This is a genomic window from Acidithiobacillus sp. M4-SHS-6 (assembly GCF_047421495.1).
Lineage (GTDB): Bacteria > Pseudomonadota > Gammaproteobacteria > Acidithiobacillales > Acidithiobacillaceae > Acidithiobacillus.
In genome coordinates, this window is record NZ_CP175559.1 from 424,802 (window position 1) to 446,675 (window position 21,874).

Genomic DNA, 21,874 nt, shown 5'->3' on the forward strand with positions numbered 1-21,874 from the left:
CTCAGGGTACCCGGCTGTCAGGAGATTTCAGGGTTTTTTCCGCATGTTGCTGCAGCAGGGTTTCCAGTTGTTGCAGGCGCCTTTCTGCGGCACTGGCCGCTTGTTGTGCTGCAAGCGTCTGTAACTTGCCCTGATGGATGCGGGATCTGTACTGTTGCAGTAGAGCCTGGTTTTCCAGCAACGCCTGCACGGTTCGCCGTAAAGGCAAGGTCTGGATGGCCAGACTCTGATTTTGGGCCGCCAGCTCCAGTTCCCGAGCGGCATTACCCAAAGCGGTTTTGTTGAGAGGGCCGCTGCGCAAATAGCTGTTTGCCAGGGCCAGATGAATATGGGCGCAGGTCAGGGAGTTGGCCATCCCACAATCCTGGAGAGCCTGGAGCAGCGCGGGTCTGGATGCCTTGGCAAGATTCAACGGTGCCGCCTTGGGTGGTGGCGGGGCTTGAATGGCTGCACAGGCGCCGAGCAGCAAGAGGCTGCTGAATCCAGCCAGCAAACGGACAGAAAGAGGGGCTTGGCGCATCAGTGCTTGGCCTTCTGTGGAGAGGACGGTAACCAGATTTCGGCCTGGAGTCCTCCCTGTGGACGATTCCGAATCCTGATCCATCCGTCCTGGGCGGCTACCAGTTCGCGGGTTATGGCTAATCCCAAACCGGTTCCCCTGGGTAGACTGTTACTGACCGGCACTTGATAAAAACGTTCAAACACCCTTTCCAGCAGGGGCTCGGGAATCCCGGGACCTTCATCCTCCACCCGGAACAGGACGCCCTGCTCTTCACTCATGGCGTGGACACTGATTTTCCCGCCGGCAGGACTGTATTTGTGCGCATTGCTGACCAGATTGCCGAGAATCTGGCGCAGACGTTGCGGATCGGCATAAACCTCCAGTGCGGCGCTACTGCTGCTGCAGTGCAGTGTTTGTTGTTTTTTTTCAGTCAGGGGCTGCATGCGCTTTTGCAGATTTTCCAGGATTTCGGACACGGCGACCATTTGCGGCGAAAAATCCAAAGATTGCGCCTGCAGGGCGTGCATGTCGAGCATTTCCTGAATGGCCGCGTACAATTCCTTGACCTGACGAACGACAATTTCGAGGACTTCGCGCTGCCGTGGGAGAAGCGGGCCGATGCGCTCGCTGAGCAGTAGTTCACTGCCAGATCGGGCAGAGGCCAAAGGGGTTTTCAGTTCGTGGGAAACCTGGCTGAGAAATTGATGGCGCAGGCGTTCTTCCTCGCGGAGCCGGGCCTGCATGCTTTCGATGCTGCGGGCGAGATCGCGTAATTCCTGGGGGCCGTCACTGGCTACATGGGTGAATTTGCCGGCGCCGATGTCTTCAAGGGCCAGACGAAAATCCCGGAGCGGTCGGGTCAAGGCGGTGGCAACCCGCCACGGTATCAGCAGGCTGAGCAGGGCCGTAATCACGACCAGGGCATAGAGCAGTTGTACTGCCTCGGATCGGGCCGCTGCCGCCGCCCTCCCCTGGCGCAGGAGCAAGTCCTGCATGACCAGATGGACACGCTGAAAACTGTTTTCAACCAACGCTCGGTTGCTCGGAGCCTGGGTCGCTGCAGGATGTCCTGCGCCGACGGATTTTTCGCTGGCCTGGGCGTAACGGCTCAGACTGTTTTGCAGTTGCTCCAGTGCACTGGCCAGAGCGGGATAGGCCGCTGCGCTGGCCTGGGTCGCCCGCAGGGTGGTTTGTTCGTGGGCAATGATCTGGGCAAAGGTTTTTTCATAGCCAGCGTGGGGAAGTATGTGTGCCAGATCCTGATAAAATTCGGCCTGACGTTGTTGTCCGTGAATTTCGAGCAATTGTTTTTGCAGAGGCAGCCCAACGGCAACCAGGGTGTTACTGCTGTCACCCAGGGTATGAATGGCCTTGATTGCCACCAATACGACGCCGACTACCAGAAAGAGGATGAGAACGGCAAACAGCAGCACACGCCGGGGAATCGAAATGGCCTTACCCTGTGTTTTGCTCTGAGGAGCCGTATGGTCCCGTTCCGTTCCGAGTTTTTCCATGAAGTCCGCTGCCATTCACTCCATCCTGTCCAACGCCCTGACATTTTTCGCCATCGCTTGTCAGCCAGTGTATGCGACCCTTGTGCCGTGGCCTAGTGTAGAAGTTCGGCTACAGGGAGATATGCTTTTGTACATGGGTGGGGCTCCTGGTCATCAGCTATCCACATTGGCCAGAAGTGTCGCCGCTGCTTCGTGTACGGCAGCATTGAGATCAATGCCGCCCAGCATCCGGGCAATTTCCTGCTGGCGCTCGCTTTGTTGCAACTGTCTGACATTGATGGTGGTTTTTCCATCCAGAATCTGTTTTTCGATGTGCAGGTGCTGGTGGCCCTGGGCCGCAACCTGGGCCAGATGGGTGACGCAGAGCACCTGCTGATGCGCTCCGAGGCGGCGCAGCAGGCGACCCACCCGTTCAGCCACGGCTCCGCCAATGCCCACATCCACTTCGTCAAAAATCAGGGTGTCCATGCGCTCGGGTGCGGCAACGATGACCTGCAAGGCCAGGCTGATGCGCGAAAGCTCCCCCCCGGAAGCCACCTTAGCCAGGGGTTGGGCTGGGTGTCCGGGGTTGGCGGTGATCCAGATTTCGGCCTGATCCCAGCCATGACTCCGCCAGAATTTTTCATCGTCGGGATGACTATGCAGGCGCAATTCCACCTGGACGTGGGGCATTCCCAGTTGCCGGATCTGTTCGGCCACGGCTTCTGACAGTGCCTGCCGCTGGGCTTGCCGGGCAGCGCTGAGCGTACGGCTTTGTTCGACATAGATTGCTTTGGTGTGAAGCAGTGCCTGTTCGGCTGCGACCAGCAGACTCTCCAGGTTTTCCGTGTCTTGCAGTTCCTGGCGCAGGGCATTGCGTTTGTCTATCAGGCCGGATAGATCGCAATGATGCTTGCGCTGCAGGTCCTGCAACTGTTGCAGACGGCGGGCGATGCTTTCCAGCCTTTCCGGATCGGCCTCGAGATCGGCGAGATAGGCGTGCAGACTGGCGATGCTTTCTTCGGTCTGAATCAGTGCGCCATTCAACAACTCGGTATTTTCCTGCAAGTGCCTATCATGCTGACTGGCCACACTCAGATGTCGCTGGGCTTCTGCCAGCGCCCTGCTGGCCGGGCAGTTCTCGCCTTCCAGGCGATCCAGGGCTGCCTGCACATGTTCACGCAGCTTTTCGACAGCCCCGAGCCGCTGTTCTTCCCTGTGCAGGCTGTCCCATTCTTCTTCCTGCAATTCTGCGGCTTCCAGTTCCTCCAACTGGAAGCGTTGCCAGTCTGCCTGTTCGTGCTGGCGGGTTTGCTGCGCGCGCAAATCCTCACGGCGACGGACTTGTTCTTGCCACAGATGATAGCTGTCGGCCACCTGATTCAGGGTTTCTGTTAGTCCCGCAAAACGATCCAGCAGAACCAGTTGCCGGTCGGGGTGGAGCAGTTTTTGATGTTCATGCTGACCCAGCAATTCGATCAGATGTTCGCCAAATTCCCGAAGCTGGGTGAGGGTGACGCTGCAACCATTGATGAAGGCGCGGCTGCGGCCATTGCGCTGGATGACCCGGCGGAGCACACAGACGGACTCATCATTGTCCATGCCCTGTTCACGCAGCCAATGGCGAGCCGCATGTGCAGGGTCAAGGGCATATTCCGCACTGATTTCGGCCTGTTCGGCGCCGTGGCGGATACTGTCCGCGTGACCCTTGTCACCGAGCAGCAAGGCGATGGCATCGACCAAGAGGGATTTCCCGGCGCCGGTTTCGCCGGTCAGGACGGTCAGGCCGGGTTCCAGATCAATACTGACACTGTCAATCAGGGCAAAATTGCGCACCTGTAAACTGAGCAACATTCAATCTTCTCCTGGAGCTTCGGCCCAGTGCAATTTTTCGCGGAGTATCTGGAAGAAGTTTTTTTCTTCTGGATGGATAAAGCGAATCGTACAAGGGGCGCGACGAATGAGAATTTCATCACCGACAGCCAGGGGGATGCTGCTATGGCTATCCAGGCTGAGTGCAGCAGGATGACGGCAGGCCGTCAGGCGCACGCGGATTTCGACGCTGTCGGCAACCACCAAAGGCCGTGCGGTGAGGGTGTGCGGACAGATGGGGACGAGTAACAGGGCTTCCAGGCTTGGAGACAAAATGGGTCCCCCGGCGGACAGGGCGTAGGCGGTAGAGCCGGTGGGTGTGGCAATGATGACGCCATCCGCCCGTTGGGTATAAACGAAGTGACCATCCATGTGAACGCCCATTTCGATCATGCTTTCACCGCAACCCTTGTGAATGAATATTTCGTTGATGGCCAGCCCGCTATGGATTTGCGCATGGGCGCGCCATAATTCAGCGTGCAGGGCGTGGCGCTGATCTTGCTGGTAATGGCCCTCCAAAATAGGTGGAAGCGCGGTTTCCATTTGCTCTATGGAGAGGTCCGCCAGAAAGCCCAGACGCCCTTGGTTGATCCCGAGAATGGCTACCCCGCTGCTGGCGGTGTTTCTGGCGGTACCCAGGAGGGTCCCATCACCACCAATGGTGATGATCAGATCGGTTTCTGCACGGATTTCCGGAAAAGACAATATTTGCAGACCAAGATCGTCATTGATCTCGATAGCACACTGCGTTTCGAGAAATACTTCCCGTCCCTGGGATTGAATGAAATCACGCAATTTCCGTAATCCCGGGAGCACCGAAGGATCTCGGTATTTGCTGACGAGCAGAACGCGCTGGAAGGGCTGGGTCATGGGAGTAGCCTACATGCGGGCGCGGCAAACGCCAAGAGGAAAGGGAAATGATACAGCATCTCCGCTACCGGCTGACCTTGCTGCGGGCAATGACTACCCCTGCAACCATCCATAAAAACCACGCAGCAGGAGATCCGGCATATGGTGACTGTCAGGGATCTGGGGCTGCCAAAGGGCGGCATCTCCTCCTGTCAGCAGTACGGTGGCGCCGGGAGACAAGCGCCGAAAATGTTGGATGGCTCCCTGCAAGGCATCGACAAACAGGTGGAAGACGCCGGACTGGATGGCCGCGCCGGTATCATTGCCAATATCCGGCGCTGGTACGGGTAGCTCCATGTCGGGAAGCAAGGCGGTGCCCAGATAAAGGGCATGCAAGCTCATGGTGATTCCCGGAAGAATTCTCCCCCCCTGAAAGCGCCCTTCGGCCCATAAATCAATGGTAATGGCTGTGCCCATATCGATGATGATACTGTTTTGATAAGGGAAATCCCGGGCTGCGGCCAGCAGGCAGCAGCGGCGGTCAAACCCCAGACTTTCACTGGGCGAGTAGCTGTTGGGTACACGATGGTTGAATACTGCCAGGTCGGGTTCGCGCAGGCGGGCAGGCGGTAATAGTTCCCGCCACTGTTGCATGGCCTCGGGGACGACCCCACCCAGGGCAAAAACATCTTCCTCCAGCACCGGCCGGGTCTGTTCCCACTGCTCTAAAATTTGGGCGGGGTGCAAGGCAGTGGCTACGCTGATGCTCTGAAATTGTTGACCATCGCTGCTATGGGCCAGCAGGGTCCGGGTATTGCCCACGGCGATCAATATCATGATGCCGCAAGCCGCAGGCTGACGTCACCGGCACTCAGCCAGGCCGGGGCCTTGCCGGGTTCCTGGACGTGCAGACGACCGTCTGCTCCGATCCCCCTGACCTGGGCTGGATAGTGGCCCTGTGCATCACTGACGTGGACGATCTGGTTCATCATGGGGGCGGCGGCTTCATGCCAGAGGGGCAGGAAGGGTTGCAGGCCCTCGCGGTCAAAGCGGGCAAAATCCTCCTGCCAGCGCTGCAGAATCCGGCCGGCCAGGGCGCTGCGAGAGATGTTGACATGGAGTTGCGCCAAGCTCACGGCACCATTTGGCAGGGAAGCGTCATGGTGCACGTTGAGCCCCAGTCCCAGCACCAGCAGATTTGCCGCATGGGATGGGGATGCATGGGTCATTGTTCCATGGGGCAAGGATTGCTGTGATAAGCGCCGGGCCTCCAGCAATATTCCCCCGAGTTTTCGGTTACTTACCCAAATATCATTGGGCCATTTGATCCACAGGCCGCTGATGTTTTTTTGCAGGACCTGAAAAACGCCGAGTCCCGCGACCAGGGTCAGGGCCGGATTGATCATGGCCCTTTGCGACCAGGCCATACTCATGGCCAGATGCAGGCCAAAGGGCGAAGACCAGTGACGGTCTCTGCGTCCTCGTCCGGCCCACTGGCTTTCTGCCAGACAAATGCCAGGGTTGCCTAGGCTGTTGAGCATTTCCGTGTTGGTCGAGGCGCAGGCTGGCAGAATCCGGATCCGGGTTTCAGGAATGCCGGCGCTGGCCGCAATTTCCCGGGCGGATAGGGGCGCGTGGGGATATGCCAGATAGAGACTTTCACCACGCTGGCGGAGGGGGATGCCCCAACGGCTGGCCTCCTGCAGCAGTGAGAGTCGGTCCGCTGTACGGGCAGCGTACGCGGACGGGGCACTACCCAAGGTCTCCAGCAGTTTTTGCAGTGCCGCTGTGGGTGTTTCAGGAACGGATATGGCCATCTCCCAGTACGATCCATTTCTGTAGGGTCAGTCCTTCCAGGCCGACTGGACCGCGTACATGCAGACGATTGGTGGAAATGCCGATTTCCGCGCCCAGACCGTATTCAAAACCATCGGCGAAGCGGGTGGAGGCATTGACCATCACCGAGCTGGCATCGACTTCGCGCAGAAAGCGGCGGGCATGGGTATAGTTTTCCGTCAGGATGGACTCGGTATGCTGCGACCCATAGCGATTGATATGGGCGATGGCCGCATCGAGATCGTCCACGATTTTGAGAGAAATGATGGGACCCAGATATTCCGTGGCGTAGTCTTCTTCACTGGCGGCCACGGCCCCGGGCAGCATGGGCAGACTCCGCTCGCAGGCACGCACTTCGATGCCTTTTTCCTGCAGGGCCTGGACGATGGGCAGCAGCAAGTCCTTTACGCGACTTTGATGAATCAGCAGGCTTTCGGCCGTATTGCAGGTGCCCAATCGTTGGGTTTTGGCGTTGACCACCACCTTCAGGGCTTTTCGGGCATCGGCATCGGCATCCACATACACATGGCAGTTGCCATCCAGATGCATGATGACGGGTACCGTCGCATCCGACTGGATACGGGACACCAGACTTTTACCGCCGCGCGGAATGACCACGTCCACATACATATCCATGCTGATCAGCAAGCCGACCGCCTTGCGATCGGCAGTATTGACGTATTGCACCAGATCCAGGGGTAAGCCGGCCTTGCCCAGAGCCGCCCGCAGGCGCTCGGCAATGGCCATGTTACTGTGCAGGGACTCCGAGCCACCCCGCAGGATGACGGCATTTCCCGACTTGACGCAAAGCCCCGCAGCATCGGCCGTGACATTGGGGCGGGACTCGTAAATCATGGCAATCACCCCCAGCGGAGCACGCATGTGACCCACCTGGATGCCACTGGGGCGATAGCGTAAATCCGTGATTTCCCCCACGGGATCGGGGAGGGCTGCAATTTCTTCAAGACCCTGGGCCATTCCTTCGATGCGCGCATCGTCGAGACGCAGGCGGTCGATAAAAGCGGAATCTTTTCCGGCCTCCTCGGCGCTGCGCAGGTCCTTGCGATTGGCGCGCAGCAAATTATCGGCGTCGCGGCGCAAGAATTCTGCCATCAGGCGCAGGGCATGGTCCTTGGCGCCGCTGTCTGCGCTTTGCAGACGACGCTGGGCGCTGCGCGCCCGTTCGCCGATTTTTTCCATTTCCTGATGTAACTCCATGATCAGTCTCCTCTGCGGTGTCTGCCATCTGGTTGACATGAGATCAGCGAACATCCTGTACGGCGCTGCAAAGCCGGGCAATGGGGATCAGTTCGCGCGGAAGTTCTCTCTATTGTGCCGATCTGCAACGGTTCCGGCAATTCGCAGGCATAAATCGGTCAATGCCGGCCAGATGGGCGTGGGATCCTGGCCCTTGATGCGCGCATCAATATCGAGACATTCGCGGATGCCGGCCAGCAGTGACGCGCCACTCAGGCGTTTTGCCGCATGGCGCAACCAGGCCTGACGCGGGGGAAAGATCCGGTTCTGGCGAAAAAACTGCTCGGTATCCAGATGGCCGCCGCGTAATTCGGCGAGAATGCGCAAATCCTTGTGCAGTGCCCAGAGGCAAAGGGCCGGTTCCCCATCGCCGCTGCGCAGACGGTCGATGATGCGCAGAATCTGCACTGGCTCGGCGCGGAGTGTGGCGTCGGCCAGATCATAAATCGTGAACTGACTGCTATCGGCCAGGACATGGCGAATGGCCCGGCCATCGATGGTCTGACCGGGGTGGATTTGTTGCAGGCGCAAAATAGCCTGATGGCAGGCGCTGAGATTACCGGCGCCGAGGTCGGCCAGTAACTGGATGGCGTCACGATCTGCGGAGATTTTATGCAAGGCAAGGCGTTGCTCAATCCAGCGTATCCAGTCGGCCCCTTCGGGGCGATACAATAACAGGGTCTGTCCCTGGCTTTCCAGGGCCTTGAACCAGGCCGTTTTTTGGGTGCTGGCATCGGGACGCGGACCACTGAGAACGAGCAGGGCGTCGGGAGGTGGCGAAGCCAGCCAGTATTGCAGGGCGCTGACCCCCTCCTTGGGGATTTTGGTGTTGTCCAGGCGCAGGAGCAGCAGGCGTGGTTCAGCAAACAGCGAACCGGCATCCCGTTCATCCCGAAGGGCCTCCCAGGGTGCGGCGGAATGATTCAGTCGCTGCCGCTGGACAAAGCCCTGGGCTGCAGCCGCCTGACAAAGGGCATCTTCCGCTTCCTGCAAAAGCAGCGGTTCATCGGAGAACAGCCCGTAAACTGCCGCCAACTTGCCCTGCAGATGTACCGACCATTGCCCCGGCTTGAGACGCATCTTCAGTCCTGGGGTTGGCGGACGGCTGAACTATTCAGTACCCGCCGGAGAATCTGCCGGGCACCTTGTTCCATCAGTAATCGTTCGACACGGATTTGCTGTTCATTGGTAGCCAGGGGATTGCCACTGTTATAACTGAAGCTGTTTTCCACCAGCAGGGATTGGGGAGGAAGCAGCACTTTTTGGTGATGATCCATGACACTGAATTGCGCATGCAGGGTATCCAGAAATTCCAGGGCAATCCCACTGCTGGGACTGATGCTGATGATGCGCTGGGAGACATAGGCATTGTCAATCTGCAGGAGCGGACCGTCGCCGCGAGCGATGTTGCCGTCCCTTTGCAATTCCCGATGCACGGCTTCGGCCAGGGCGCCGCCATTGGGCCCGTTACCCGAGACACGGATGCCCTGCAAGCTGGGTGGAATACTGGCTCCCGTCTGCAGATGAAATCCGCAACCCGCCAGCGCAAGAAAGAGCAGGCTGATCAGCCAGTAAGCCCAGCGTCGCCGCAACCCGATCATCCCAGCACCAGATTGACCAGCCGACCCGGCACCACGATGACTTTGCGCACGATTTTGCCTTCCAGATGGCGTTGCATGGCCGGACTGGTCAGTACGGTCTGCTCGATAGCGTCATTACTGGCACTCGCCGGAAAATCCATGCGTTCCCGCAACTTGCCGTTGACCTGAATGACCAGGGTCAGGGTATCCGATTGCAATGCTTCAGGATCAGCCTCAGGCCAGCCAGCTTGGGTGAGGGGACTTTTCTGGCCCAGCACTTCCCAGAGAATTTCGGTCATGTGGGGGGCAAAAGGCGAGAGCATCAACACCATGGCGCGCAGTCCTTCACCGCGAACGGCGCGCAGGTCGGCGCTGGCCTCAGGAGTGATTTTCATGAGGCTGTTGCTCAGTTCCATGATGGCGGCAATGGCTACGTTGAAGTGATAGCGCCCCTCCATGTTGCGATTGACCCGTTCGATGCACTGGTGCACAGCCCGGCGCAGATCCCTGGCTTCTGCCGATAATTCCGCCGGTATGGGCAGGTTTTCGGCCCCGTATTCATGGACCAGACGCCAGATGCGGCTGAGAAAGCGATGCGCCCCCTCGACCGCCGCATCGGACCATTCCAGATGCTGTTCCGGAGGAGCCGCGAAAAGAATGAAAAGACGGGCGGTATCCGCACCATAGCGATCGATGAGTCCCTGGGGATCCACGGTGTTACCCTTGGATTTGCTCATCTTGCTGCCATCTTTCAAGACCATGCCCTGGGTCAGCAATTGCCGGAACGGCTCATCGTGCGCCTTGTCGGCTGGCAGCAAGCCCACATCCCGCAGCAACCGGTTGAAAAAACGGGCATAGAGCAGATGCAGTACGGCATGTTCCACGCCGCCCACATATTGGTCCACTGGTAACCATTGAGCCGCCCGTTCATCCAGCATGTTTTCCGCATCCGGGCAGGCGAAACGGGCGTAATACCAGGAGCTTTCCACGAAAGTATCCATGGTGTCGGTTTCCCGACGGGCCGGAGCCCAACAACGCGGACAGGTGACGTGTAAAAACTCCGGATCATCCAGCAAGGGCGAGCGTGGATCCTTGAGCTGATAATGGGTGGGTAAGAGCACCGGCAAGTCTTCTTCGGGAACCGGCACGACGCCGCAATGTTCGCAATGAATCATGGGGATGGGCGTTCCCCAATAACGCTGTCGGGAAATGCCCCAGTCGCGCAGGCGATAATTGACGGTTTTCCGCCCCAGCCCCTTTTCACTGACCGCCTGGGTGATGCGGCTTTTGGCCTGTTCATTATCCAGGCCATCAAAGGGGCCTGAATGCACCAGGGTGCCTGAGCCGGTGTAGGCTTCCGTCATGGCCTCTGCGGCTTGAACGGCGCCGTCTGCTGCGATGACGACCTGGATCGGCAGATGATATTTGCGGGCAAATTCGAAGTCGCGCTGGTCATGGGCCGGGACACTCATCACCGCACCCTCTCCGTATCCCATCAACACAAAATTGGCCGCCCAGACAGGTAGTTCGGCGCCCGTTAAAGGATGTTTGACCTGGATACCGAGGGGATGGCCTTCTTTCTCCTGGGTTTCGATACTGGCTTCCGAAACCGAACCGTGGCGGCAGCGCTCCAGAAACTCGGCCAGGTCTTTATTTTGTTCTGCCGACTGTACGGCGAGAGGGTGTTCCGGCGCTACGGCCAGATAGGTAGCGCCCATGAGGGTATCGGGACGGGTCGTAAAGACCTTGATGACGCCCTCACCGCTGCACAGGGGAAAATGGATTTCCGCGCCTTCGGAACGGCCAATCCAATTGCGTTGCATGGTCAGGACCTGTTCCGGCCAGCCTTCCACCAGGGTATCCAGACCTTCCAGCAATTCTTCGGCATAAGCGGTAATGCGCAGAAAATACTGCACAATTTCACGACGCTCGACGGGGGCTCCGGAACGCCAGCCACAGCCATCCACTACCTGTTCATTGGCGAGGACCGTCTGATCCACCGGATCCCAGTTGACGGTACTGAGCTTCTGGTAAACCAGTCCCTTTTCCCAGAGTCTGATGAACAGCCATTGTTCCCAGCGATAGTAGTCGGGAGTGCAGGTGGCCAGTTCCCGTGACCAGTCATAGGACAAGCCCAGGCGCTGGAGTTGACCGCGCATGTGGGCGATGTTGTCCATGGTCCACTGGGCGGGTGCCAGACCATTTTTCAGGGCGGCATTTTCGGCGGGCAAGCCAAAGGCGTCCCAACCCATGGGTTGGAGAACGTCTTTACCGCGCATGCGCTGATAGCGGGCAATGGCATCGGCAATGCTGTAATTACGCACATGGCCCATGTGCAATTGTCCCGAGGGATACGGGAACATGGCCAGGGCATAGAATTTTTCTTTGCCGGGTATGCTGGGCGCGCGGAAAACCTGCTGGTCTTGCCAGCGCTTTTGTACCGCAGGCTCAAGGTCCTGGGGAGAGTAGGCGGGAATATCCATGAATTCTGTCGTTCAGCCCAATATGTTGAAGTGGCACAAAGGTTGCCACAGGCACCGGAGTGGCGCAATCTTCCGGGGCGAATTGGGAACGTTCTGGGCTTTGCCATTGGCGCATGACGGTGCGCAGGTTAGACTAGCCAGTAACCATTCATTAAATAATCGCATTTGGAGAAAGCATGGCTGAATTGCCAGAACTGGAACTACTGAGACAAAAATTACGGCGCAATATCCTCAACAAGCGGGTCAATGTCCTGCAACTGCGTAATGCCAAAGGAGAGTTGCTGGCTGATGCGGCCGGCATCGATGAAGCGGCTTTCAAGGGCAAGCCCATTACCGATTTGCATCGTTATGGTCAGTACCTGTTTCTGGAACTGGCGCGCAAGGATATTCTGGCCATGCAGCTGGGGGGCGAGCTCAGTGCCGAGCTGGAGCGCGGGCCGGTGCAAACCGAAAGTGAAGAAGAAGCTCGGGCGGTTCTGGAAATCCAGATCAATGGTCACCAGCGCCTGCGTCTGCATGGAACCCAGTTGGGCAATCGTCTGCGCATGCTGGATGAAAATAGTGATGTGGATTTTCTGACCAAGCTGGGGCCGGATCCCTTGATGGTCCAGGGAGAGGGGCTGGGCGTTTTGCGCGAGGCCCTTTCGCGGCGGCGCAGCGCCCTGCGCAATATTCTGCTGGACGACAGCTTTACCCCGGGCATTGGTGCCGTCTGGGCCGACGAAATCCTCTATCAGGCGCGGCTGCGCCCCGATCGCACGGCTCCCAGCCTCAGTGATGAAGAACGCGACCGCTTTCTGGAGCAGATCCCGAAGGTCCTGGACCGGGCGGTGCGCTGTCAGGCCAAAACCAATTTACTCCCTAAAACCTTCCTCACCCGGCATCGGGAAGACAATCATTGTCCGGGTTGCGGCGGGGCTCTGGAGACGTTGTCGGTGGGCGGTAAAAGCGCGTTGTTTTGTCCGGCCTGTCAACGCTGAGTTCTGGTTTGAGCCCATTTTTTTAGGGGGTTACAGAGGGCTTTTCGGATTTGACCCGCGCCGACCCGAAAAGCCGTTCCAGACCCTATTTATGCTTCCAGGGTAAGCCGCTGGCCTTCCAGCCCTCCACCTTGCCACGATGGCCCTGGTGGTCGTGCCTGCCTTCAAAACCACCCAATATGTTATAGCAGTGCTGATAACCCAAGTCAGCCAAATGTTCGGCAGCCGCCAGGGAACGCCCGCCGGTGCGGCACAAAAGCAGCAGGAGATGGTCTGGTTTGGCCGTTTCCGTAATCTGTTTGTCAAAGTCCGGATTGGGCGTCATGCCCGGATAGTTTTGCCAGGGAATATGTTTGCTCCCTTCAACGAATCCCACAAAATCCAGCTCCGGGTGAGAGCGTACGTCAATCAGTATGGCATCAGGATGTTCGCGGAGCAGGGCGTGGGCCTCTTCCGGAGTCAGATCCCCGGCATGGCGCTTACCAGCGGCTTTGGCACGTTCGTGGGCTTTTTCCAGAATTTCTGTGCTGGTCATGCTTGCTGTCGTCGTCATTTCTGTCTCCTTGTATGGCTGCATCTGGGCCTTGTCATCCAGCCATCGTCAACTATAGCACTTGCTCCGCTGGAGGTGCAGACCCGCGATGGGGGTATTTTTCGATCCATACCGCATGGAGATGTCCGGCGGGCGTGAAGACTATGGAGAAGATCGATGGGTCACCATCGACTATGCAGACCCTGTCTTCTCCGGTAGCGCCGTCGACGCATCATCAAATGAGCGCTTGACTATTTGGGTTGGTACCCCAATTCTTTGTATAAAGGCGACAATCATCGGGTTGAACTGGCCGTGGTCGCTGATGTTGCGAACTACTGGTTATCGCACCCGCGTCACGAGACACAATGACACATTAAGGCGACACGGGACTATCTGAAACAAGGTGAAGCAGATGCCGAAGATTGATGAATACGAAGTTGAGGTGCTAAACGCCTTCGAGAAAGGCCAATTGACGTCGGTCGCAACGAAAGCCGAACTTGCCAGGTTCAAGGCCGCTGCGCGCGCCACCGTCATTAAAGGCCGCCGAGTCAACATCCGCCTGTCCTCTGGCGATCTCAACGATGTTCAGGTGAAGGCACTGGAAGAAGGAATGCCATATCAAACGCTGATTGCCAGTGTTCTTCACAGGTACGTTACCGGTCGTCTCACGGAGCAATCGGAGCCCTGCCGTCAAGGCCCCTCGTAAGCCTGTAGCGAAACGCAGAGCTAACCATTTTGACCAAGACATCCAACCCATCGGCCACCCGGACCGCCCGCAAGTTGCGCTTGCGGGTTCCCTCCGCGCTTCGGCAGCCGGTTACCTCAAGCGTTAGGCGGCAATGAAGCTTTCACTCCCACCCACCAAAGAAAAAGACCTCGGGTTCCGCGCGTCGCTCAATCGCAGCAGCGTAGAAATAATGCTGCAGGTCAAGGTGAAACCCCGGGCCAGAGTCTCTGAACTTTCCCAGGCGGCAGACGGAACGTGGGTTGCTCAACTCAAGGCCCCACCTGTCGACGGCAAAGCGAATGAAGAACTGGTGGCCTTGGTCGCCGAAAAATTCCAGTGTCGAAAGGCTGCTGTAACCATCAAGTCCGGCGCGTCCGGTCGATCAAAACTGGTCAGGGTGGCAGCGCAGTGATGGGCGCGCAACAGCCCAGCAATGCGTGTGATTTGCATCAAAAAATGAAAGTTTCCAGGAGAACGCTGAGCTTATTATCAACGGAAGGCATGCGGCACGTGTACAAGAAGCAGTCGAGCGTCTTCTATGGTAAGGCCTTCATCTATCTTACAACGATTTACCGCGCCTGAAGAAGTGGCTGCAATGATTTGCTATGTTATGTAGCACCCAAGCTAGTGGGACGACAGGTGCTGCCTTGCGTGTAGATGGTGGTGTAGTCAGAGCTAGAATGTAAAATTCCTGGTATGGGATCCGTAAGCCGATATGTTCGGTGGCATAGCCACGAGCAGTGAGGCTTGTCAAAGAGGTGACTATGCGGTTTATGGCTGTGCGCATCATTACATTCGCGGTGTTTATATTTCGGAACCACTGACTGATGCCCTCTGATCGCAAGACGCCCGTAACCCTCTGGCCTTTGGCCGCGCTGGCCCTGCTCTCCATGATCTGGGGATATAACTGGGTGGTCATGAAAGTAGCCATTACCGACTGTCCGCCCCTGCTTTTTGCCACTCTGCGCGTCTGGCTGAGTGTTGTTGCCCTCATCCCCCTGATCCTCTGGATGAAGCGACCGCTTCGCATGCCCTCTGCGCGCTACATCATTCCCTTTGGCCTCTTCCAGACCACCGGGTTTGTTGGTCTGTCCTTGTGGGCGCTGGAATATGGCGGGGCGGGGAAAACGGCCATTCTGGTCTACATGATGCCGCTCTGGCTGATTGTCTTTGCCTGGCCCTTGCTGGGCGAAAAACTGCATGGCTGGCAGTGGCCGGCGGTCGTGTTGGCGCTTTTGGGTCTGATCGCCATTCTCAAACCCTGGAGTTTCAGCGGTGAATGGATGGGCAGTGTGATTGCCTTGATTTCCGGCATCTTATGGGCGGCCTCTGCTCTCTGGCAAAAGCGTTATGCACCCCCCGGCATGGATTTATTCAACAGCACCCTTTGGCAGATCATTTTTGGCGGTTTTGGATTGATCATCATGACCCTGTTGATAGACCCGCTGACCATTCACTGGACTCCGGTTTTTGTCGGTGCCCTGCTCTATAACGCCATTCCGGGTACGGCTCTGGCTTACTTTCTTTGGGCCTACGCCCTGCAAAAACTCCCTCCCGGCATAGCCGGAATGGGCACCCTGGCCGCTCCACTCATTGGCGTGGTCGCTGCCTGGCTGCAATTGGGCGAAACGCCAGGAGGCTGGGAAGCTGCGGGCATGGTCTGTATTTTCCTCGCTCTGGCCCTGGTCAGTTGGCAGCACTTGCGGCCCCAGGAACAAAAAGCCACCATTCTGCCGACCGGCCAGGAATAAGCTCCAGAGCTATGAACTTAGGCGGGGTTCCGGGCCGATTACGACTTTCCTTTGCCTCTGGTTTTTGAACAGATAGGCCACCGACATAGCGCTGATACGATTTTTCCGCATTTTCCGCAACCTACCAGGCGCAGGTTTCAGATTGTCCAAAACAAACTGGATTATTCAAAATAATTTTTGGTTACCATACCCAGCACATCCTCCATGGTGATGACCGGCAAGTCATGCAGTGCGGCAAAGCGCGCGATATCCGCGCCACGCGCCATGCTGCCATCGGGATTCATGAGTTCACAAAGTACCGCCGCCGGTGCCAGACCGGCCAAACGGGCGAGTTCGACGGAACCTTCCGTGTGGCCCCGTCGGCCCCGAAGGCCATCGGGATGGGCACGCAGCGGGAAGACGTGTCCGGGGCTGGCCAGGTCCTGCGGCTTGGCATCCGGGTGGATGGCTGCCCGAATGGTCCGGACCCGGTCGGCGGCCGATACGCCGGTACTCACGCCCTCCCGCGCCTCGATGGAGATGGTGAAGGCGGTTCCATAGCGACTCTGATTGTTGGGGACCATCTGGGGCAGATCCAGGCGGGCCAGATGTTCCGGAGGCAGGCAGAGACAGACGATCCCGCTGCATTCCCGGATCAGCATCGCCATGCTTTCTTCAGTAATGCACTGGGCGGCAATGATCAGGTCTCCCTCATTTTCCCGGTCGGCATCGTCCTTGAGGATGACCGGACGACCGCAGCGGACCGCTTCCAGGGCGGCGTCCCATTCCGGACGGAAAGGATAAAGATCGTTTTTTCGTAACACATTGGATTGAATAGACATGAAACGCTCCTCGCAAAAACAATTAAAGGCGAAAAACATTTCAGGGCAGGCGCAAACACGCAGCAGCGGGGCCATGAGGGCTGCCCGCTTGCCGTGCATCGACATCTTCTTCCATCCGGACTCTGACCGTCGGCCCTGGATTCGCACCAGATCTGCTGTCCCTGCACAGGCAGGCGCTCGCGGGCTTGCCCGGAAAGGGGCTTACCGCCGGTGGGGAATTTCACCCCGCCCTGAAGATGAGTTGACAAGCTAACACACAATCCGCCGGGAAACCACTCGGTCGCGGTACCCTCTAGTACGCCTTGAGGTGACGATCGGGGATCTCCGGGGTAACGAAATCTCCGATAATTCCACTTGAAACAGCGAAAAATCCCCGGTTGTTAGTGGATTCCGGTAATTGATGTCAGGCGATTGTCCAGTAATTCCCTGCGCAAAGTTTCCGACAAGAACCAGTACACGAACCTTAATTCTGCAAGGAGTCTTGCCTTGATGGCAAAAAAGCAGCCTGTTGCGCATCTTATAATTACGGTGGCGGTTATGCTGGTTGTCTTCATGCAGGCGCTGGATCTCACCATCGTCAACGTTGCTTTGCCATACATGCGGGGATCGTTACAGGCCAATAGTAACCAGATTACCTGGGTACTTACCTCATACATGATAGCCAACGTGATAGGGTTGCCACTCACCGGTCTGCTGAGGGAACGTTACGGTCAACGCCACATCATGCTCTGGAGTGTCGCCGGCTTCGTTATGGCATCGGCAATGTGCGGACAATCCCACAGCGTGACTGAAGTGGTGTTCTGGCGATTAGTACAAGGAGCCTTTGGTGCCCCTCTGGCACCCATTGGACAAACCATCATGCTGGAAAGCCTCATGCACTACGAAGCGTTCACCGTAGGTTTGGTGATGGCTCCCCAAGGAATCGGTACGATGATGGCGATGATGTTGGCAGGACGGCTGCTCGGCAGAGGCGTCAATCCCCGCAATATCGTCCTGGGCGGCACCGTCATTGGGGCTTTCGGCACCTATCTCAGCACACTTTATAACCTGAATATCAGCATGGCGTGGATCATTTGGCCGGGCTTTATCCGAGGTATTGGTTTTGGCCTGATTGCCACTCCGCTTTTTACCCTGGCTTTCATGACCCTCAACAAGTCTCAGCAGGCAGAAGCATCCGGTATTTTCAATCTGATGCGGAGGCTGGGTGGCAGCGTGGGAGTTGCCATAGCCTCAACCGTCATGACCCAGGAAACACAGGTGGGCTGGAACCAGATGGGGGGATTCATCAATCCCTTCAACCCAGCATTACGCCAGTATCTGGCTGCCACGGGAATGACCCAAAACCCGACTACTTGGCAGGTGCTAGGGAAAGTCGTGCTCTACAGTCAGGCCCATATGCGGGGGATGTTGGACGCATTTGTGCTGGTTTTTTATGGCTTTCTTATCATGATTCCACTGATTTTGTTGCTCAGGAAGCCTGCATTGGATGGTATTTGACAGGATGATTATCCTGGCCTTTTTTGCGCAAACATTACTGGAAGGATGTCTGATATATGGAAAAAGTTGCGAATAGTCAACCGTCTCTCTTCATGTTTTTGGCGTCGGGATTGCTCTCTCAATCAGTTCTTTTATCGCGGTCGTCGTACAGAACATTTTTCCTTACATAGCCGGAAGCCTTACGCCAGCGATCACCATATCGTCTGGGTGCTGACCTTCATGGTCATGAATTGGGCCATTGGATCTACTCTGGTGCCTTAGGTCTCGGCGCGGTTGGGTATTCGTGGCGCTTTTAATTTGTCCTTACTTTCCTTGATATTCAGTAGTGCTGTTTGTGCCATTGTTTGGAATCATGGTAGATTTAAGGGGCTATATAGCCATGTGGTGGTTGGTGGCTTTTTATATGCCAGCGCTGCCATATTGGTTTTGGTCATACCAGAAGAAGGCTGAAATTAGTGATCACTTAATAGAGAGGAGTCTATTGCTTGCCATAATAGAGTATTTTACGGTTGGATTTCTGGGTGCCTTGATCGGTTCCATGGTGGGTTTGGGCGGCGGATTTCTGATTGTTCCGTTTCTACTGATTGTCATGTCTTTTCTTCCTGCAACCGTGGCCGGAACCTCTATACTCGTTGTCTTCGTAACAGCCGTAATAAGCGTAAGCCAATATGCCCGTCACCATCTCATTGACTGGAAGCTGGGTGGTGTGTTTGCAGGGTTTTCTATTCCTGGAGCCGTAATCGGTGCGCTCATAACAGGAGATATTCAAACTGGATTATTTATGCAGATTTTTGCTGCAGATCTACTGTTGGTTGCAGGTTACATCCTTTTTAGGCCCAGCCGCTCTTTGAATATAGCTTGCGCGAAGCAATTGCAAGGAGTGGTTCATGTAAAACCATCTACCGCCAATCCGGACGGACTGGCTGCCTACGCGATTAACTTGCCATTGGCAGCAATCGTTTTTTTCTTGGCAGGCATGCTTTCCGGGTTAGTTGGGGTGGGCGGGGGATCAGTCATGGTACCAGGTATGTTGCTCGTTCTGGACATGCCAGCAGCCATGGTTGCTTCCACATCCATGTTGGTCATGGTTTTTAATGCCGGAGTCGCGAGTATAGTGCAAGCCGCCCTTGAGCACATTAACTGGACTGCAGCCATACTATTAAGCCTTGGTGCCATTGTTGGATCGCGGATAGGGCCGCATGTATCCGTTCGCCTAAATAAAAGTCAGCTAACCCGTTTAATGAGTATAGTTTTGTTGGTCACGGCGGTCACGGTTCTCTACTTGTCTTTGCCTAATGAGACCTACGTGAAATCCTGCTGTAATGGCACTGGTACCAGAATGACGCGTGGTTTATAGGCCATGTTATTTATTTGGGCGCATCATAGGTAACCATCTCCAGCAGCTAACTTATTGCGCCATTCAAAACTTGGTTGGTCGAAAAGCCACGTGGACTGCATCCTGCAACACGTCGGAACCAATGTCCAAAGCTGTCGCCCGAGGCAAAACCGAGCATTTCCGCCAGGCGTTCATTTCCCAGGCCGTCAGCCAGGCCTTTTACCGCCTCCGTCAGCAGGAGACGGTCATACCATTCGCCAAATCGAAGCCCCGTTTCCCGCTGGAACAGGCGAATCAAGGTACGTTCGCTGGCCCCCACCTGTCGACCCCATTCCGTCAAGGTGAGGCGCTTCGACGGATCATCCATCAGGACATCGGTCAGCCGTTTGAGGCGGGGATCTTGAGGTAGAGGAAGCACCAGGCCAGTGGCCGGCGCATCGGCTATTTCCTCAATCAACAACTCGGTCATGCACTGGGTCCGCTCTGGACCGAGGTCGCCGTTGCGGCCGGTGATGAGTCGCTCGCACAGAGCGGCCATCAGCGGGGATGCGAGTAAAAGCTGCACTGATGGTGGAAAATGGCGGCATTGCTCTGCGGATAGATAAAGTGCGGCGAGATCCACGCCTTTACTGGCTTCCCCCCAATGCTCGAAGCCCGCCGGAATCCACGCGGCCATGCCGGCTTGAAGTACCCAGGCGTTGTGCTCTGCATGGCCATGGAGGATGCCGCGCCGGACCAGGATAAATTCACCCTGCTCGTGACGATGCGGATAGTCTTCGGTACCGCCTCCCGAGCTGAACCGACGTGCAATAATCAACTTTAAGTTATTACCCATCCGGTTAACAAAGAATAAAGTGCCTGGTCATCTAAGGAAGCATCATACTGAAGCGCAACGCCGTTGCCAGCAGGCCCTGGCGGTAATAAAAACGGTGTCCAAGTGCATTGCCCATGGCGGCATCCAGCAACAGCTTGGAACAACTCAGGACTTTGGCTTCTGCTTTTAATGCATCCATCAGCATCTTTCCATAACCCTGGCTGCGGCAGGACGCATCAACGACTAGGTCATCCACATAGACAAAGCGGCCATGCACCAGATTGTCTTGCACACGAAAACCGGCCAGCCCCAGCGGTTGAGTGCCATTCCATAAAGCCAGTAAACGGTAACCTTGGGTGCTCTGGTGCTGCCAGCGCTGCACAAACTCCTGCGCAGACTCGAGCTGTGGTCGCAATTGCCGCATCAGAGGATAGGCTGCCCGAACCTCGTCTTCCTGATCGAGATAGCGTAAATCCACAGTAGAAACATGCCCATTGCAATGCTGTCCTCTTTCGGAGGGAATCATGGCTGGCCCCTCGTGATGGCAGGAGGCGGTGAAAATCGCAGACCGACCCCCAGCCGGTTCCAGGTGTTGATCAAGCCAATGGATACCGTAAGGTACAGCACTTCCTTTTCCGTGAACTGCGCCTGTAGTGCTTCATAGAGGGCATCAGGTGCTCCCTGGGCCGCCAGCGCCGTCAGGCTTTCCGCCCACGCCAAGGCGGCCTGCTCCCGGGCAGAAAAAACGCCGGCATCCTTCCAGCCAGCCAGCAGATCGAGCTTGACCGCTTCCACGCCCATTTGGCGGGCGATATTCAGGTGATACTGGATACAAAATGCACAGCCATTGATCTGTGAAACACGGACCTTCACCAGCTCTGTCAGTTTGGGGTCAAGACCAGCATCCTTGACCGCAGTCCCTATTGCTACAAGTCCGGCATATACCGAGGGTGCCATTTGGGTGAAGTCGGAATAATCAATACGCGTATGTTTCATGGACATGACTTGTTCCTCAAGGGGCGATTCGCTAGTATCAGGACTCTAACAACATATCAGGGCGCTGACAATATGGACGATACCAAAGCGAAACCGGCCATCCCTCCCGTGGGGGAGGGTAAGCGCGGAGAAAAAGGCTACTTGGGCTACTTGCTGCGCCAGGCTGCCGGCGCTTACCGGCACCAGATGGAACGGGCGCTTGCCGATCTGCATGTCACGCCGCCACAATTTGCCATACTGACCATGCTGAAAGCCTATCCGGGTATTTCCAATGCCGACCTGGCACGACTGACACTGCTCACGCCCCAAACCGTCAGCACCATTGTCAACAACCTGGAGCGTGCGGAGGCCATTGTGCGCCGCCCACATCATTATCATGGTCGGGTCCAGCAGATCGAGATCAGCGAAACCGGCAAGACACTATTGGTGCGCTGCCGGGAGCGGGTGCAGGTCATCGAGAAAAAACTGGCCGAAGGGCTCTCTCCAGAAGAAGAATCCATTATTCGAAAATGGCTGGTGCGCGTCGCCACGGCTTCCTGAAGGTGATT

Annotated in this window: 22 protein-coding genes and 1 riboswitch; of the genes, 7 read left to right on the forward strand and 15 right to left on the reverse strand. The window is 56.8% G+C overall.

From position 1 onward, the window contains the following. Position 1: 1 nt before the first annotated feature. The 10 genes from ACJU26_RS02100 to leuS all read right to left on the reverse strand — a co-directional run bounded on the left by ACJU26_RS02100 (position 2) and on the right by leuS (position 11,872). Positions 2–520: a hypothetical protein gene (locus tag ACJU26_RS02100; protein ID WP_414040913.1), complete on the reverse strand. Its 519-nt coding sequence runs from the start codon at positions 518–520 to the stop codon at positions 2–4. Next, positions 520–2,031 carry an ATP-binding protein gene (locus tag ACJU26_RS02105; RefSeq protein WP_414040914.1) on the reverse strand — a complete coding sequence of 504 codons (1,512 nt, stop codon included), beginning with the start codon at positions 2,029–2,031 and terminating at the stop codon, positions 520–522. The genes ACJU26_RS02100 and ACJU26_RS02105 overlap by 1 nt, the downstream gene beginning before the upstream one ends. A gap of 138 nt (positions 2,032–2,169) precedes the next feature. Next, entirely contained in the window at positions 2,170–3,849 is a 1,680-nt protein-coding gene (recN, locus tag ACJU26_RS02110; RefSeq protein WP_414040915.1) for a DNA repair protein RecN, read from the reverse strand. Then, positions 3,850–4,737, reverse strand: coding sequence for an NAD(+)/NADH kinase (locus ACJU26_RS02115; RefSeq protein ID WP_414040916.1), 888 nt, complete (start codon positions 4,735–4,737; stop codon positions 3,850–3,852). Positions 4,738–4,830: 93 nt separating this feature from the next. Then, positions 4,831–5,553: a type III pantothenate kinase gene (locus ACJU26_RS02120; protein ID WP_414040917.1), complete on the reverse strand. Its 723-nt coding sequence runs from the start codon at positions 5,551–5,553 to the stop codon at positions 4,831–4,833. Beyond that, on the reverse strand, positions 5,550–6,533 hold the full coding sequence (locus ACJU26_RS02125; RefSeq protein ID WP_414040918.1) for a biotin--[acetyl-CoA-carboxylase] ligase: 984 nt from the start codon (positions 6,531–6,533) through the stop codon (positions 5,550–5,552). Before ACJU26_RS02125 ends, ACJU26_RS02120 begins: the two co-directional genes overlap by 4 nt. Beyond that, positions 6,514–7,770 carry a glutamate-5-semialdehyde dehydrogenase gene (locus ACJU26_RS02130; RefSeq protein ID WP_414040919.1) on the reverse strand — a complete coding sequence of 419 codons (1,257 nt, stop codon included), beginning with the start codon at positions 7,768–7,770 and terminating at the stop codon, positions 6,514–6,516. Before ACJU26_RS02130 ends, ACJU26_RS02125 begins: the two co-directional genes overlap by 20 nt. 87 nt (positions 7,771–7,857) lie before the next feature. Continuing rightward, complete coding sequence (holA, locus tag ACJU26_RS02135) at positions 7,858–8,889, reverse strand: DNA polymerase III subunit delta (RefSeq protein WP_414040920.1); 1,032 nt, start codon at positions 8,887–8,889, stop codon at positions 7,858–7,860. 2 nt (positions 8,890–8,891) lie between these two features. Beyond that, positions 8,892–9,410, reverse strand: coding sequence for an LPS assembly lipoprotein LptE (gene lptE / locus ACJU26_RS02140; RefSeq protein WP_414040921.1), 519 nt, complete (start codon positions 9,408–9,410; stop codon positions 8,892–8,894). Beyond that, positions 9,407–11,872 (reverse strand): leucine--tRNA ligase, encoded by a 2,466-nt coding sequence (leuS, locus tag ACJU26_RS02145; RefSeq protein WP_414040922.1) that lies wholly within the window; start codon positions 11,870–11,872, stop codon positions 9,407–9,409. The genes lptE and leuS overlap by 4 nt, the downstream gene beginning before the upstream one ends. 176 nt (positions 11,873–12,048) lie before the next feature. Here leuS and ACJU26_RS02150 point away from each other — a divergent pair, with 176 nt between their 5' ends. Next, positions 12,049–12,852 (forward strand): DNA-formamidopyrimidine glycosylase family protein, encoded by an 804-nt coding sequence (locus ACJU26_RS02150; RefSeq protein ID WP_414040923.1) that lies wholly within the window; start codon positions 12,049–12,051, stop codon positions 12,850–12,852. Between the two features lie 85 nt (positions 12,853–12,937). On the opposite strand, the gene ACJU26_RS02155 is transcribed toward ACJU26_RS02150, so the two are convergent. Then, a complete protein-coding gene (locus ACJU26_RS02155; protein WP_414040924.1) occupies positions 12,938–13,405 on the reverse strand; it encodes a rhodanese-like domain-containing protein in 468 nt (155 codons plus the stop codon). 391 nt (positions 13,406–13,796) lie between these two features. On the opposite strand from ACJU26_RS02155, the gene ACJU26_RS02160 reads away from it, so the two are divergent. The 3 genes from ACJU26_RS02160 (at position 13,797) to ACJU26_RS02170 (ending at position 15,862) form a co-directional block, all read left to right on the forward strand. Beyond that, on the forward strand, positions 13,797–14,090 hold the full coding sequence (locus ACJU26_RS02160; protein ID WP_414040925.1) for a hypothetical protein: 294 nt from the start codon (positions 13,797–13,799) through the stop codon (positions 14,088–14,090). A 133-nt stretch (positions 14,091–14,223) separates the two neighbouring features. Next, positions 14,224–14,523 carry a DUF167 domain-containing protein gene (locus ACJU26_RS02165; protein WP_414040926.1) on the forward strand — a complete coding sequence of 100 codons (300 nt, stop codon included), beginning with the start codon at positions 14,224–14,226 and terminating at the stop codon, positions 14,521–14,523. 415 nt (positions 14,524–14,938) lie between these two features. Then, the gene (locus tag ACJU26_RS02170; protein WP_414040927.1) at positions 14,939–15,862 is read left to right on the forward strand and encodes a DMT family transporter; all 924 of its coding nucleotides are present in this window, start codon (positions 14,939–14,941) and stop codon (positions 15,860–15,862) included. A gap of 161 nt (positions 15,863–16,023) precedes the next feature. Here the strand turns inward: ACJU26_RS02170 and ribB are convergent, their stop codons facing one another. Then, positions 16,024–16,683, reverse strand: a complete 660-nt coding sequence (ribB, locus tag ACJU26_RS02175; protein ID WP_414040928.1) for a 3,4-dihydroxy-2-butanone-4-phosphate synthase — start codon at positions 16,681–16,683, stop codon at positions 16,024–16,026. A gap of 99 nt (positions 16,684–16,782) precedes the next feature. Continuing rightward, positions 16,783–16,925: riboswitch (FMN riboswitch) on the reverse strand. A gap of 247 nt (positions 16,926–17,172) precedes the next feature. Between ribB and ACJU26_RS02180 the strand changes: the two genes are divergently transcribed. Together ACJU26_RS02180 and ACJU26_RS02185 are read left to right on the forward strand one after the other, a co-directional pair. Then, complete coding sequence (locus ACJU26_RS02180; protein WP_414040929.1) at positions 17,173–18,180, forward strand: MFS transporter; 1,008 nt, start codon at positions 17,173–17,175, stop codon at positions 18,178–18,180. 379 nt (positions 18,181–18,559) lie between these two features. Next, positions 18,560–19,537, forward strand: a complete 978-nt coding sequence (locus tag ACJU26_RS02185; RefSeq protein ID WP_414040930.1) for a sulfite exporter TauE/SafE family protein — start codon at positions 18,560–18,562, stop codon at positions 19,535–19,537. A 46-nt stretch (positions 19,538–19,583) separates the two neighbouring features. Here the strand turns inward: ACJU26_RS02185 and ACJU26_RS02190 are convergent, their stop codons facing one another. Genes ACJU26_RS02190 through ACJU26_RS02200 form a run of 3 tightly spaced genes read right to left on the reverse strand, consistent with a single transcriptional unit; the run spans position 19,584 to position 21,332 of the window. Further along, on the reverse strand, positions 19,584–20,351 hold the full coding sequence (locus tag ACJU26_RS02190) for an AraC family transcriptional regulator (RefSeq protein WP_414040931.1): 768 nt from the start codon (positions 20,349–20,351) through the stop codon (positions 19,584–19,586). A gap of 31 nt (positions 20,352–20,382) precedes the next feature. After that, positions 20,383–20,856 (reverse strand): GNAT family N-acetyltransferase, encoded by a 474-nt coding sequence (locus ACJU26_RS02195; protein WP_414040932.1) that lies wholly within the window; start codon positions 20,854–20,856, stop codon positions 20,383–20,385. Next, a complete protein-coding gene (locus tag ACJU26_RS02200) occupies positions 20,853–21,332 on the reverse strand; it encodes a carboxymuconolactone decarboxylase family protein (RefSeq protein WP_414040933.1) in 480 nt (159 codons plus the stop codon). The genes ACJU26_RS02195 and ACJU26_RS02200 overlap by 4 nt, the downstream gene beginning before the upstream one ends. Positions 21,333–21,398: 66 nt before the next feature. Between ACJU26_RS02200 and ACJU26_RS02205 the strand changes: the two genes are divergently transcribed. Further along, positions 21,399–21,866 carry a MarR family winged helix-turn-helix transcriptional regulator gene (locus tag ACJU26_RS02205; RefSeq protein WP_414040934.1) on the forward strand — a complete coding sequence of 156 codons (468 nt, stop codon included), beginning with the start codon at positions 21,399–21,401 and terminating at the stop codon, positions 21,864–21,866. Positions 21,867–21,874: the final 8 nt, after the last annotated feature.

Bases quoted from the DNA above. Each gene is read 5' to 3' on its own strand.
- ACJU26_RS02100 (WP_414040913.1), bottom strand. From the start codon at position 520: ATGCGCCAAGCCCCTCTTTCTGTCCGTTTGCTGGCTGGATTCAGCAGC.
- ACJU26_RS02105 (WP_414040914.1), bottom strand. From the start codon at position 2,031: ATGGCAGCGGACTTCATGGAAAAACTCGGAACGGAACGGGACCATACG.
- recN (WP_414040915.1), bottom strand. From the start codon at position 3,849: ATGTTGCTCAGTTTACAGGTGCGCAATTTTGCCCTGATTGACAGTGTC.
- ACJU26_RS02115 (WP_414040916.1), bottom strand. From the start codon at position 4,737: ATGACCCAGCCCTTCCAGCGCGTTCTGCTCGTCAGCAAATACCGAGAT.
- ACJU26_RS02120 (WP_414040917.1), bottom strand. From the start codon at position 5,553: ATGATATTGATCGCCGTGGGCAATACCCGGACCCTGCTGGCCCATAGC.
- ACJU26_RS02125 (WP_414040918.1), bottom strand. From the start codon at position 6,533: ATGGCCATATCCGTTCCTGAAACACCCACAGCGGCACTGCAAAAACTG.
- ACJU26_RS02130 (WP_414040919.1), bottom strand. From the start codon at position 7,770: ATGGAGTTACATCAGGAAATGGAAAAAATCGGCGAACGGGCGCGCAGC.
- holA (WP_414040920.1), bottom strand. From the start codon at position 8,889: ATGCGTCTCAAGCCGGGGCAATGGTCGGTACATCTGCAGGGCAAGTTG.
- lptE (WP_414040921.1), bottom strand. From the start codon at position 9,410: ATGATCGGGTTGCGGCGACGCTGGGCTTACTGGCTGATCAGCCTGCTC.
- leuS (WP_414040922.1), bottom strand. From the start codon at position 11,872: ATGGATATTCCCGCCTACTCTCCCCAGGACCTTGAGCCTGCGGTACAA.
- ACJU26_RS02150 (WP_414040923.1), top strand. From the start codon at position 12,049: ATGGCTGAATTGCCAGAACTGGAACTACTGAGACAAAAATTACGGCGC.
- ACJU26_RS02155 (WP_414040924.1), bottom strand. From the start codon at position 13,405: ATGACGACGACAGCAAGCATGACCAGCACAGAAATTCTGGAAAAAGCC.
- ACJU26_RS02160 (WP_414040925.1), top strand. From the start codon at position 13,797: ATGCCGAAGATTGATGAATACGAAGTTGAGGTGCTAAACGCCTTCGAG.
- ACJU26_RS02165 (WP_414040926.1), top strand. From the start codon at position 14,224: ATGAAGCTTTCACTCCCACCCACCAAAGAAAAAGACCTCGGGTTCCGC.
- ACJU26_RS02170 (WP_414040927.1), top strand. From the start codon at position 14,939: ATGCCCTCTGATCGCAAGACGCCCGTAACCCTCTGGCCTTTGGCCGCG.
- ribB (WP_414040928.1), bottom strand. From the start codon at position 16,683: ATGTCTATTCAATCCAATGTGTTACGAAAAAACGATCTTTATCCTTTC.
- ACJU26_RS02180 (WP_414040929.1), top strand. From the start codon at position 17,173: ATGGCAAAAAAGCAGCCTGTTGCGCATCTTATAATTACGGTGGCGGTT.
- ACJU26_RS02185 (WP_414040930.1), top strand. From the start codon at position 18,560: ATGTGGTGGTTGGTGGCTTTTTATATGCCAGCGCTGCCATATTGGTTT.
- ACJU26_RS02190 (WP_414040931.1), bottom strand. From the start codon at position 20,351: ATGGGTAATAACTTAAAGTTGATTATTGCACGTCGGTTCAGCTCGGGA.
- ACJU26_RS02195 (WP_414040932.1), bottom strand. From the start codon at position 20,856: ATGATTCCCTCCGAAAGAGGACAGCATTGCAATGGGCATGTTTCTACT.
- ACJU26_RS02200 (WP_414040933.1), bottom strand. From the start codon at position 21,332: ATGTCCATGAAACATACGCGTATTGATTATTCCGACTTCACCCAAATG.
- ACJU26_RS02205 (WP_414040934.1), top strand. From the start codon at position 21,399: ATGGACGATACCAAAGCGAAACCGGCCATCCCTCCCGTGGGGGAGGGT.